Source organism: Bradyrhizobium sp. CCBAU 21365, assembly GCF_015291305.1.
Lineage (GTDB): Bacteria > Pseudomonadota > Alphaproteobacteria > Rhizobiales > Xanthobacteraceae > Bradyrhizobium > Bradyrhizobium elkanii.
Window position 1 is genome coordinate 2,588,323 of sequence record NZ_CP030036.1, and the last position, 12,933, is coordinate 2,601,255.

Below are 12,933 nucleotides of genomic sequence, written 5' to 3' on the forward strand. Positions count from 1 at the left end.
TTCCGGCTCGCAGTTTCTTTTGTGGAGCAAAGGTCGCTCAGTGCGCTCGGCGCGGCCAAGTCTATTGCAAGTCTGTATACGGGGTGAGCCGCGCCGTTCGGCGGGGCGATGGATCTCGGGGGAGAGGGACGAGGTGGCCGCGCGCAATATGGTGGTATGACGGCCTGCTCCTGTTGCGATGGGGTCGGGGCGCTGGCGAGGCTGGCGACGCGATCCCTGTCGCCATCCTTGCGCAAGCGTCACAAAGCACGTTTCCGGCCTTAGTTGCGCATCTGGGCGCGGGTAGTAGTCGATGTCAGTCGGCATGTTGGCGGGTCATGTCAGTCCGCCGATTCGCGGCGTTGTCCTGTTATCCCCGCCTGTTTCGTTTGCGTCGCGAGAGAGCCGCATGTCGTGTCTAGGTAGTCCGCCAGTTGTTGACTTGAACCAAGTCAAAGAAAGAGATCGCCACTGCCAGACTGGCGGTGGTGCGCCTGCTTCATCCTCAGCACGATTCGATCGGAACAGTCGCGGCATACGAGTGGTCGAGAAGCGCTCGTGTGCCGCACTATTTGTCAAGACATCGCCGTCGATTCTGTATCGCTCATAGGAGCGATGCGACGATCCAGCAAATGCCGGCCCAGAGCAGCGCGTTTAGGAACAACCCAAGCAGTGGCCACAGGTTCCATTTCGTTTGCGTCGGCCAAGATCCGCAATCAGCGCCGTAATGCTTGATCATGGGGTGCTTTGGTGTGCGCCAGTGCATCATTCATCCCACGATGCGCTGGCCCACGGAAGCGGGCGCGCGTTTGGGTGTCTCGTATCACTCATGAGTTTCGCGGTCTTCCTTCAAGGCTTGAGTGTCAGAATTCCGTTCGTATCGTCGCTCAGCCGAAAGCCCTGCGAATTGCCGGCCTGCTTAGCGCTGCAGCGTTCCGGGCAGCCGAAACGGCCATCGTGGATTATGGCGCGTCCTGTTCGCTTCGTTTTCTTGACCGCTGCAATCAGCATGCCACGAACGGAGATGTACCGGCGCCGCTTTGACAAAGGAAAAATGCGATTTGTCGAGTTCAGCGCCGTGGTCTAGCTGCCCTTAGTCGAATTCGCGACACCGATGTCTGAAAGCCAACGCCAGTAGGTGCGTCGTCAGCGACACAGGCGACAAGCGGTCCGAAAGATCGCCGTTGATCGCGATTGAGTCTGAGGCAGTAAGCCAAGCTAGCCTCCTTCCCTGACCGCTAGCTGACGAAGAGCTGCTGAGATGGAAGAAGAATGATGAGATGTTGGCAGCTCACTCAATGACATGTTGGCTCAGCTGCGGCTCCGATGCGAGCTAGTTCGAGTTTACGCTCTTACAGCCTGATCATGGTCACATAGATGACGCATTGGCACTGTTTCAAACCACGAGAAGCGAGTGCTGCGAGCTATCGAAGACCCACATGACGGCGCGGACCGAGGCGCCGTCCCTTTCGAATCATAGTGGCGGCAGCGCTCGCGGTTTTCGCGCCATAATGGAATCTACAAGCAGGTATCACATGCGATCAAATGGAGCCGCCGGGATGACGATCGGTCCATCGTCGATGAGTTGATGGGCCATGATCGGGCTCGACCCATTTCATATGGTCAAGCACATCACCAGCTGATCTGCACGGGCAGGGCAATGAATACTTGTTTGGACGTGCTAAGGCTCAAGAGCTGATCTGCCTGCAGGTCGGCGCTGTTCGGCGATGAGAGTCCAAGCCTGCCAGCATAGATGAGCAAGATGGCCCACGCGAGGATCGACGTGGTGACGAAGTCGTCCACCGGGTCCGCCCGTCGGGTCAACCATGGGTGTGTAACTGGCCGATTCGTATCGAGCGGATCGTGCGCGCCTTGCGATCAAGGGGGCGATGAGCGTGTCCGTCGTGTCCTCAAACACGATGTGAGCGTTCGAAAACCAAGAATTAGGAGAGCAAGTGATGATGGACATCAGCGTATTTCTCAGCAGATGGTTCGCTGAAGAGTGGTTTTGGAATGCCGGGGTGAGGACCGAGCTGGCGCCGATTGATCAGTTGCCCGACAACGTCATCTACGTCGACTTCAAAGCGATCCGCGAGGCAAAGGAGGGGACGTGCGAGCGCAGATCATAGAGAAGCTTGAGGCTGGCCGGGTAAAATACGGCCAGTTCGCCAGCGTTCCTGGATCAGGCCCTTGCGGCCTGTTTCTTGTGCAGGGTCCCTGCGGGTGTGAACTCAAGATCAGTGGATTAGTTCGTCCTAGCTGGGAGCACGTCGCTGTCTCGACGGCGCGGCGTTGTCCAAACTGGGAAGAGATGTGCTTCGTAAAAGACCTGTTTTGGGATGAAGAGGAATGCGTGATGCAATTGCATCCGCCTCTTTCGCAATATGTGAATAACAGCCGGTATTGCCTGCATCTATGGAGACCCACTGATCGAGACATCCCGACGCCACCGCCGAGCTTCGTGGGCATTGTTGGGCTAAGACCGTCCGACGCGGCAATGTTGTTTGCACGGATGAGTGCGACAGCATGACGAGTTGCATCAACAATGTCCGCGCAGAAGCGGGCGCTTGGTTAGCGCAGAAACGTCGTTCTGCGCCGCCGGAAGGCAGCGCGATTGCCGAACATGTCGGGCTTTTCTGCCAGTTGCAACGTGCCGGGGGGCAGCCGGAAATCCTGCTGCCGCACAGGTGGTCATTAAAGTGTACTGAATCGGCAAGATTTGCCTCATATGCATCACCGCAGCTACTTTCATCGTGGGCGTGTTGGGATTCGAATTAGTTTTTGGGGGTGTTCAAGCCAGTGCTTGTGGAAAGGCGCGTTGAACCTAGGGGTACGAGCAACAGCGGAAGTCGTATCGAGGGCGGGCACCACTTCAAGCGGAACCACGTGCTCTGCAGTCCCAGCCACCCGCCCGGAACAGAGCTGGCGATCAAAACGGTGTGCCTCCAATAGGGGACATGAACGATAACGATTCCAAGCTTGTCGGCTCGACAGCTCGCCGTCAGCTTGCGGCAATATCCTTCAGAGGCAGAGCATGAGCATCCCGCACTCGCTCTGAGGAAACGTGCGCTTAAGAGGCAGGTGAGCCATCATGTATAATCGAGTGAGCGGACAATCCATAGCTTCCAATCGGGCTGATCAATCGGGGCAGTCGATGGACAGTGGCAGCTTTGCGCAAGCACTTACGGAATGCGCGCAACAGGAGAGCCTGTCAGATGGTGAGTCGTTCGACCAAATGGGGGGCTGCTGCAGCAGGCCAGACGCAAACGGTTACAGTCCAGAGCCCTCCGACTCCAGCACATCCTCTCTGTCCTCCGATTCCAATCCATCCTCTCCAGCAAGGCCGATCCGTGCCCTGTTCGATTACAGGACTGCTGAATTGCCTGAGGCCAATGTTAACGGTATCTGCCTTGGGTTGGCCGCGGAGTGGCTGCTCGATCTCAATAGTAGCCCCTCATCCCGAATGAGTGCGCTGCAGCCGGGTGCTCAAAACCATGCCTCGGCGGCCGTGCGGCAGAAGCAGTATGAAGATGCCAAGACTGAGTTACGAAACGCTGGGGCAGGAGGTTCTCATGACTTTCAGGCAAGAGGCAAAATGTTGAGTGATGCGGGTTTGCATCCATCCAACGAACAGACACGATATAGGTTTGGCTCATCTTCGCGCATTAACAAGATAGTGAACGAAATCACGGCCGATCCATCGGTGTACGTGCTCAGCTTGCGTTTCGCAGCAGGTGGCAGACACTCAATCGCGACGTCGACATCGAATGGAATGACGACCCTCTTTGATCCTAATTATGGGGAGTTTACTGTTCGCTCAGATCAGATGGGTGAGGTGTTCAAAAGTCTTGCCGAGCGCTACAGGAACCCGAACCAACGTGATATATCGACCGTTGTCACGCAAAGGGTCGCCTGAGCGTTCGGGGCTTTCACCAACTCTGCCGAGATCTCCGTCTTTCCCGGCGCGGAAACGATGGAGACCTGAGAATCAGGACGTCGCGATTAGGGGTAACCGGATGTGGGCTCCGAGTCTGCCGCTTCAGCATACGGCAACGTGCTGAGATGAAGCCACGCTGACGGTGTGGAGATGTTAGAGGTTCGCTTGATGAGGGGCCGATCTCGTCGAGCGAGAACTTGTGCATTCTTTGCGTGCGGGCGTTGATAGCGGCAATGCGGGCGGAATGTGAGGAGCTTTGCGACAGCGTCATATGCTGGCGCGGGTGCGGTTGACCCGCGATCTGGATTGTCCATCAGCGCTGCATGCCAGCATTTGTCTGAGCGTGTTGAGCACCAGATTGCGAACGAACCCCGCCCTAGATCATCTGCAGTTTCATTACGTCCATGTGAAGGGGCTGGCGAGCGTCATCATCGAGAATTCGTGCTCCGGCACGCCGTGAAGCATTCGGATAGTTTTACGACCTGGAGCCGCGGACGTCTTCGGCAGCAACCGTCAGGTCGCCGTGGCCTCTGGTGTGAAGGCGCATTCCGTTTTGAGAAACCATAGATGGCCTGGCACTCCGCCTCGTGTGTCAGGTGCCGATCGACGAAAGTCAGAGACTTCTCTAACCCGTGCCGGATGCAGCTGGCACTGTCTTGCTTGCTTATCCATAGCGGCCATTTGCCAAGCGTGACCAATCTGCCTCTGTTCGCAGGCGCAGCAACCAGTGGCTGTCCCAGCCCCTTGGCGGGGCGCATCGAGGTCGGACTCTATCGTCCATCACTCGGTTTAGCGCTCGGCGGTCGACCGGCAGGAGGCTTCCCTAAACGGCTAAGTGCTGCCGGGAGAAGGCGCGCGACCTGCAGCGGCCGGCCGAAAAGGCTGACGCGCGGAACATTCAGAAGAGTCGATTTGCCAGAACGATGTCGCGGAGGATAGCGGCAAATCGAGCGGCGGTCGCTTTGCCCCGCAGTCCAATAGACAGACTGAGCGTCAGATCGGCGTCCCAGCCTCGTCAGAAGCCAAGTGTACCGTCGAGGGAAAATCGATCTGCTTCAAGCTCGGCTGATTGGTCCAGATATATCGTCGCCAAAGCTCCGTTCCGAGCATTCTCGGCGACGGGGTGGACAACATCTCAGGGTCAGTAGCGGCTAGCGGCGCTGCGCTTGTTCGGAAAGGGAGGCCTCGCGAGATGCCGCTCAGAACCGGCTTGCTGCGCCCTGGGCGTTTCGCGATGATGGCAACCCAGGCACGCATCAACATCTTTCGACGGGCCTTCTCAATCGTACAACGCCGGCTAAGCGGTGTATCCAGTGATCCTTTACAGACCAGCGCCTGGCACTCGTTCCGTTCGGAAGGTGTGGGCTGTGGCTCGTTTGCACTAGGCGCGGATCTGTAGGAACGTTAGAGATCTTCGTCAGCGAGGCGCGATGGGTGGCGTTGGATATCAGGTTTATTCGAAAAGCGGCAACGGTGCTATCCGGGTCGTCGTTTCCTCCGCAAAGCAAGCTCTCGCCAAGGCAAATGAACTCGCCGAATCTGGAAACGAGATCTTGATCAAGGACCTTGCCGGCAGGGTCCTCGACACGGCGACGATCGTTGAACTCGCCGCGTGCGAATAGATTGCTTGTCCCGGCATCGGTGGTTCGGCGGCTATGAGACAAAGCTGTTCGTTCCACCAATTCGTGGGAACGCCTGTGGACCGGAAGGATCGGAACCTCTTCGCCAACGCTTCAATCTCGGGCCGATTGGTCAATGACGGCAGCTCGGTCTGGAAATCGAGAACCGCTCAATCCGCCAGCCGGGTGGAACCAGACTGTTGACAACAGAAGCTTGCTCCGCCGTATCTCGCGAGCCGTCCGAAATTGGCGACGCCCGGGCGCACGGATTGAAGAGGTTCTTGAGCGATCGGCCTTGAGCCATCGTTCACGACGACGAGACGACCGTTTGACGGGCCCCAGCCTTCCTGTCGTCGTGCGGCGACTCAGAACGTCCAATCACGACATGGCTTTCCTGTGCAGCGGCAGAGTGAATTGAAGCGTCGCAGCCGGCTCCGACTTGCGGGCAAATGACAGACGCCCTCCGTGAGCCTCCATGATTGAACGGCAGATCCAAAGTCCCATTCCAGACCGCTTGATTTAGTGGTGAAGAAGGGATCCAAGACACGGTCCGTATCATCCTCAGCGATTCCGACGCCACAATCAGCCACACTAAGCTGCACGTATTCTGTACTGTGGCTGAATGAGCGAATGACGGGATAGATCAGATCGCGAAACGGAAGATGTGCAGCTAACGTTGCTCGATGCTGCTGCCATTTCTGGGGTTCTGCCTCGACATCGCACGCAACGTCCCAACGAGCCAGGCCAATGAGCTCGGCCGCCCAGAGGCCTGCAGCGCTCGCGTGTTCCGAAAGACGGGTGCACAGGTGATCCGGCCCGGTATCCCGAGCCAGTCCGAGGCCGTTTCGGCGTAGTAGCGAACTCGCTGCTCGCTTTCCTGCAGTGCTGCAAGAGTGTTTTCCAACCGCTGCCTGGCCGCGTATTGTTCGGTGACATCCACATCCGTTCCAATGATCTCGCTGACCTCTCGGTCGCTACCAACCACGGCATATGCAACAGAATGTATGCGCCTCAGCGCTATCGATCCCGGATCAAGGCCCCCGCCTAAACCAGGGATTGCGCGGAATGTTTAGGATGGCACCTCGGCCCGTTGTGCAGGCGTACCCCAGGTTAATTTAATGGTGAGCGATTAGCTGTGACGCGTTGATCCGCGGAAACAAGCTATGTCCGGACTGGTCGCCACCCCAAGTCGTCGGCATCACCAGCTGGCTGCAATGGTCGCAAAAAATGAAACTTATCTGCCTACGACCGCTCTCATCCGGCTTTACCGGCCCACTTGTGAGATTCGTGACCAATGTCGGAAAGTTGACGAACGGGAGGCTCTGACAAGCCCAAGAAGCACGCATTTTCAGTTGGCGCGCCGTTTGCTTCGTTCACGGCGTCAGAACTGATCGCATCCAAGCAGCGGTTGGTCAGGAGGTTACCTATGTTGCGAGCTGAGGTAGAGCGATACGTCGAGTATCCCGCGAAACAGCGTCGTCTGCTCTAAAATCTCAAACAGTACGCTGCAGGTCTTCGACGTATGGAGCCCAGTTTGAAATACGCAGCCGGACTGCGTCCATAACCCCTAAGCCGCATGCGTTTTCGCGCCCTAGCGGCGATGTCTGGCACCTGTTTGGATGTTTCCAGAAATGTGTTCATAGAAGTCACTGTGCAGCTATGAAAAAAAGTCCAACGATCTCGCGGATAAATGTAGCGAATACGCATCCCGTTGATGTGTATATATCTCCCGTCAACTTGACCGCCAATGGCAGAGCACATCTGGGGCATGCCGCTGGGCCATATCTCAGAATGGATGTTGTACAGAAGCACCTGAAGAGGGCGGGGCATCATGTCCGTTCTGGACTGACGACTGACGGTTTCGAGAACCATGTCCTGGTCCGAGCGGCTCTTGAGAACATTGACCCGTCAGCCTTGGCACATGGCTTCCATATCAGAATTGTTGAAGATCTCGCCTCCGTCGGTGTCGTTTTCGATCATTTCGATGACCCAGCGTATGGCGGCAATCTGCAGCGCTTTTCGAAGGTCGGCAACGCGCTGATGGGCGCCTTATCTGCAGCGGGCTCGCTTCGTTTCCTCGCAGGTCGCTTACCAGTGGACGATGCAGGTTCTACTGCCACGCCAGAAGAGCGTTTCTGCATTGGAGGCTGGTTTGGTGCAACCTGTCCGGTTTGCCTGGCATCTGCGGGGAGCTTCTTCTGCGAACAGTGTGGACATCATTTTGAGCCCGAGGAAGCGCTGAATCCAGTATCCAGGCGCGGGCGGATTGTCGAATGGTTGGAAAACGTTTCAGCATTCCTTTCAATTTCGGGAAAGGACCGACTTCTACGGGAGTGGGACGATACGGCCATCGAATCCAGCTTTCTGGAGATAGGGAAACGGTACGTCGCACGTAAAGGGCAGCAAATGAGGCTGACCGTACCGGGACTACACGGGCTGGCTTGGAATTCACGACATTTCAACAGCCAGCAGATATTGTTTAGCTACTCCTCCTTACTCTACGCTCATTCTCTCTATTGCGGTTACAAGGACACGGAGGGCACCCACAAGCCCAATCCTTTTGCGCGCGAGTCCAATGCGTTCCTCATTGGCGGTACCGGTATCGATAACACAATCCCGATGCTTGTCGGAGTTACGGGATGCGCTTTGGGTCAGAACTCGTTCCGCCCATTTGATCGAATTTTTTTCAATCACTTCATTCGGCTGAGCGGTTCGAAGTTCTCTACGAGTCGCGGCCACGTGATCTGGGCAGGCGAAATCGCTCGAATTCCAAATATATCGGTCGACGTCCTCAGAGTGTACCTGTCGGAAATCTGCCCGGAAGAAACCGAGACCGACTTGGTACCAGAGCGCTTGGTCGATCGCTATAACGCGGTTCTCGACAAGATATCTGCGGCAATCGATCGCTGCACGGAGTCCCTAAACTCGATGCCTTCTCTCGCTGGATGTCACGTTGATGGTGCGATGATGGTTACGTTGGATCGACTCTACGAAAAGCAGTGCGCCGCGCTTTCGCTCGACCGTCTACGGGTATCGCAATCGTCGCGGCCGCTTATCGAATGGGTTGATCATCTTGATGGCTCGCCGAACCATAAGACCGCCTACGCCTGGCTTATGGGGCTCTGCATACTGGCTTGGCCGCTGATGCCCAAGATAACAGAAGCTTTATGGCGTTGGCTCGGTCATAGCGGCCATCCCGTTGCCGCACGCGCTTCGACGCCTTCACCTCACCGAAATGGAGCGGCACCGAAGATCGATGGGCGCAGGTTGGCGGTTTCAGATATTGAACGATGCCTTCCCGGAAGGATTGCAGCGTGACAGTCGCGAACATCGTTCCTGCCGAGAAGCTGCCCAGTGCAATGCCGTTAGAAGTCTCCATTCCTTTCATGCTTGGTAGTATTAGCTTGGCCGCATCCTATGGCTCGAGCTTCTTTCTCGTGGACGCCCTGCGGTCCATTCAGCAAAGCGCCACGACCGCCGGAGCCGTTATCTCGACCGGTACGATCGCAACGATACTGTGTTCGCTAATGGTCGGCCGGATCGCAGATTCACTTGGCTTAATGCGAACTATCACCGTGGCCGCAGTGATGATGGCGGCCGCGATGATATCTTTCGCATTAGCGTCAACTTTAACGCTCTTCGCGTACGTCGGAGGACTTCTTCTCGGCATTGGGTGGTCTGGCTTCTATATGCTGGCGCCGCTTCAAGTCCTGGGTCACGTGCGGGCTGAAGCCCGTATCAAGTATTTGACCTTGCTTTCCGGGTCTCAAATGCTGGGTATCGGGCTTGCTTCTCCTCTCGCGCGCACCGTCGCGGTGACTGCGGGATCCTACATTGCGGTGTACGCCCTATTTGCGGCTGCATGTCTCGTTGGCGCGACGTTCTTGGAGTTCGCCGGTAGGGGGCTGGCGCACGCTCCTCAGACCAAACTGCCAACTGTACGTCTCAACGTGGAAGGCGTGCTAAAAGCCCTCAAATCGAACACGCGATATCCGATCATCATGATCGGCCTTGGGGCATGCGTCTTCGCCGGTCTTTTCACATTCCAAACGCTCTATGCTGCATCGCGATCGCAGTCTGCCGACACATTCTTTCTTGTTTTCACGCTGACAGCCGTCTTCATGCGGTTCGCTGTGGCGCCGATAATTGGAAAGTTTCGCCTTGAGCGCGTAGCCGCGGTTCTCAGCATATGCACTATCGGAGGGCTATTCATCCTCTTCGTGAATGTAGGCAGTACGGCGAACTACATCATCGGAACAATGATGTTCGCGCTGGGATACGGTCTCAGCTATTCGACCCTGAACAGTATGGTCGTGTACATTGCTGACACGGAAGGCACGTCGTTGGCTATTGCCTCTCAAGTCTTCACGCTCTCCTACTTCATTGGCCTATTCGGATTTCCATGCATCGCAGGGCAAATCGTGAAGGCCGGCGGCTTCGATAATCTGCTTATAACCATGATGGTGCTTATCGTCGCGAATGCAGTCCTTCTTGCAACTCAAGTTTTCTCGGGCAGCCGAGAACATTGACTGGCTCCTTGTAGGGATCATGGGATGCTGAAGCACGCCGACAGCTATAACGTCATCGCGATCGGTGCGGGGCCGGCTAATCTGAGTCTGGCAGCGCTTGCGGCTCCGATTCTGGACATTTCGTTGAACGTCCTTGAGAGCTCAGAGAAGGTAAAGTGGCATCCCGGTCTGCTTTTGGCAGGTGCCGTCATGCAAACCAGCCCGCTAAAGGACTTGGTCACACCGGCTGATCCGACGAGTGCATACAGTTTCCTCGCCTACTTGCATGATAAGAAGCGACTTTATCAAGCTATTGTTCGGGGGCTGGCGTCTGTTACTCGTAGTGAATTTGAGGACTATTTGCGCTGGGCAGCGGCGAAGCTGGCGAACATCCAATTCGGCGAGCACGTGAGCGCAGTCGAACTGCGCGGCGAGGCCTTTAATATCATAACGAATTGCCGCAAGTACCAAACCGGTACGATTGTGCTTGGCGTGGGCAGGGTACCGTCTGTTCCTGAGTGGGGCAGGAATGCGCCGCCAAACGAGGTGTTTCACGGGAGTACCCTTCTCCTGCGGCGACGTGAGCTTTCCGGCAAGCGTGTCGTGGTCGTAGGCGGCGGCCAAAGCGGGGCTGAGATATTCCTTCATCTCCTCAGTGGTGCATGCGGTCCATTGGGAACCCTGACCTGGGTGACGCGCCGCGCAAGCATATTTGCGCTCGAAGACAGTCCTTTCGTCAATGAATGGTTCTTTCCGCAACATGGTGACTGGTTCTTTGACCAGAGTGAAGCCGCCCGGAAGCAAACTCTTGAGCGACAATCGTTGGCGAGCGATGGCGTGAACTGCTCGACGCTGCGCGCTATCTACAATACGCTGTACGACCGCGAGGTTCATAGACAGTCCTACCCCGCGCACGTAAAGGTATACGTGGACACCACGGCCGAAGACTTGCGGGGCATGTCTCCCTTTCGCTTGGATTTGCGTCAGCGGAAGACAGGCACTTCTTCACAACATGTCGCAGACATTGTCGTCTTAGCCACAGGCTACCGCACCGAAATCCCATCGTTTCTTGAGCCGATCGCAGGTCGGCTCAAGGTCTTGAATGCTCCGGGTGGCTCTCAAGAAATCGTAGTCGACAAGGAGTTCTCGGCTCGTTTTGACGGTCCCGAAAAGTGCCGTTTGTACGTCCAGAATGGCGCACGCCTTCAACGTGGCATTGCCGATACAAATCTAAGCCTGGTTCCTTGGCGCGCTTCGCAAATCCTCAATTCAATCATCGGCCGCGTCGCCTACGATTGCGCGCCGGGAACCGGCGTCATCGAGTGGAGTAGCGTTGGCTTCGAGAGGGCCTGCTGACCGGCGAACAAGTCTGCCACGACAACTGGATCTTTCGGAGTTTGCCATGAAGAATGCACGGTTGATGGCCCTGGGCGACATGACGATCTATAGCCCCGGTGTCGTCTTGCAGCACGTTGAAGAAATCGGCGAATCCCGGACCCCTTGTCCCGTCGAGCTCATCGAATTTCGGCTAGATCCGTTCGCTGTGTCGACGCCTCATTCCCATTCTTCCTGCGAGATCTGGCGCATCACGAGCGGCCAAGGTCGTGTGATAACTGACGATGGAGAATTGGCCATCAAGGCCGGCGATCTGGTGTTTCTGCAGCCCCATCGAACCCATTATTTGGAGAATCGCGGCAGCGAAATTCTGGGCGCTTTGTCTATCGCCTGGGAGGGAGCTCGATGACCGACAGCATTTACGACCTGGCGGTCATGGGCGCGGGCGTCATGGGCCTGAGTGCCGCCTTCATTGCAGCGAATAGCCGGCCCCGGGATAGAATCGTGATCTTCGATCGAGAGACCGTTGGGTCTGGTGCCAGTGGGTTTGCCCCGGGAATCCAAATCAACATCGGTCGTAATGAAAAGGAAAGAAGCCTCCTCAATCGTGGTTCAAAGATTTGGCGAGAGATCTATCCCCATGGGTGGCCCAGCGGTCGAGACTGCGACGTATTGTGGTTGACGCGCGATCCGGAAGAACTCACGCGAATGAGCTGTGTGGTCGGCACCGCCCCATCGACTTCTTTTGCGCTGAGGGAGAGGCTTTTATCGCTGCCGCAATTTTTGATTCCCGGCGATATGGTCGTGGCGCTGGATCGGGGGTCTTACTGCCCAGTCAATTCCATTGTTCGGGATCTGGCCCAACGGCTCAAGGCTGTCGGAACTTCGATACGGGAGCGCACATCGATTGCACGGATACGGCAAAGACCGAGCCATATTAGTCTTCAGACATCTGATGATAGCGAACTCTCGGCGAGGCGGGCCGTTCTGGCAATCGGTCCATGGCTGCCAGAGTCACCGTTGCGCGCGCATTTAGCGGAGGGGCCGCGATTGCGAGTTAAAAAGGTCGTCGCGCTTCACTTGGCGGCGCGCCCTACAACGAACTGTCCAATGGTCGGCTTGTTCGATGACTATGCGTTCCTGATCCCTATGATCGAAGAGGGGTATTGGTTGTTCAGTTTCACCTCGCACGAATGGGATGTGAGACCTGACACCGGCGGGCTGCACGTCAGTTCGGATGATCTCGCACGCGCCAACGCAATCCTGACAAAATGGTTTTCTCCTGACATTCCCGCGATCGCATCAGCGCGTGTGTTTTGCGACTGCTATTCTGACGATGGTGTCCCGTTCTCTCGCCCAGCTCAAGATGTCGCCGGCCTGTATGTCGTTGGCGGCGGTGGAGGTAACGGGTTTCGTTTTGGGCCCGCGTGCGCGGAAGAGGCAATTCGATCACTGTATTCTCACCATTGATTGTCGTCGGCGTGGCGTGATGAGATGACATATGCCGATTGGTCTCGAAGCCTATCCCTATCATAAACCTGTAGAGTCCGTTCGC

The 12,933-nt window shown here is 56.5% G+C and carries 9 protein-coding genes; 8 read left to right on the top strand and 1 reads right to left on the bottom strand.

The window, feature by feature from the left end:
* Positions 1-1,611: 1,611 nt before the first annotated feature.
* A complete protein-coding gene (locus XI02_RS11885; protein ID WP_233475768.1) occupies positions 1,612-1,782 on the bottom strand; it encodes a hypothetical protein in 171 nt (56 codons plus the stop codon).
* A gap of 155 nt (positions 1,783-1,937) precedes the next feature.
* Here XI02_RS11885 and XI02_RS11890 point away from each other — a divergent pair, with 155 nt between their 5' ends.
* From XI02_RS11890 to XI02_RS11925, 8 genes are all read left to right on the top strand, one after another.
* On the top strand, positions 1,938-2,108 hold the full coding sequence (locus XI02_RS11890) for a hypothetical protein (RefSeq protein WP_016842003.1): 171 nt from the start codon (positions 1,938-1,940) through the stop codon (positions 2,106-2,108).
* 1,250 nt (positions 2,109-3,358) lie between these two features.
* The gene (locus XI02_RS11895) at positions 3,359-3,895 is read left to right on the top strand and encodes a YopT-type cysteine protease domain-containing protein (RefSeq protein WP_233475764.1); all 537 of its coding nucleotides are present in this window, start codon (positions 3,359-3,361) and stop codon (positions 3,893-3,895) included.
* A 1,451-nt stretch (positions 3,896-5,346) separates the two neighbouring features.
* Positions 5,347-5,538 (top strand): hypothetical protein, encoded by a 192-nt coding sequence (locus XI02_RS11900; protein WP_016841051.1) that lies wholly within the window; start codon positions 5,347-5,349, stop codon positions 5,536-5,538.
* Between the two features lie 1,656 nt (positions 5,539-7,194).
* Positions 7,195-8,853: a class I tRNA ligase family protein gene (locus XI02_RS11905; RefSeq protein ID WP_077231022.1), complete on the top strand. Its 1,659-nt coding sequence runs from the start codon at positions 7,195-7,197 to the stop codon at positions 8,851-8,853.
* Complete coding sequence (locus XI02_RS11910; RefSeq protein WP_240536982.1) at positions 8,850-10,064, top strand: MFS transporter; 1,215 nt, start codon at positions 8,850-8,852, stop codon at positions 10,062-10,064. The genes XI02_RS11905 and XI02_RS11910 overlap by 4 nt, the downstream gene beginning before the upstream one ends.
* A gap of 24 nt (positions 10,065-10,088) precedes the next feature.
* Positions 10,089-11,399, top strand: coding sequence for a lysine N(6)-hydroxylase/L-ornithine N(5)-oxygenase family protein (locus XI02_RS11915; RefSeq protein WP_016841049.1), 1,311 nt, complete (start codon positions 10,089-10,091; stop codon positions 11,397-11,399).
* 46 nt (positions 11,400-11,445) lie between these two features.
* Positions 11,446-11,787 (top strand): cupin domain-containing protein, encoded by a 342-nt coding sequence (locus tag XI02_RS11920; RefSeq protein ID WP_016841048.1) that lies wholly within the window; start codon positions 11,446-11,448, stop codon positions 11,785-11,787.
* Positions 11,784-12,848 (top strand): FAD-binding oxidoreductase, encoded by a 1,065-nt coding sequence (locus XI02_RS11925; RefSeq protein ID WP_016841047.1) that lies wholly within the window; start codon positions 11,784-11,786, stop codon positions 12,846-12,848. Before XI02_RS11920 ends, XI02_RS11925 begins: the two co-directional genes overlap by 4 nt.
* Positions 12,849-12,933 lie beyond the last annotated feature (85 nt).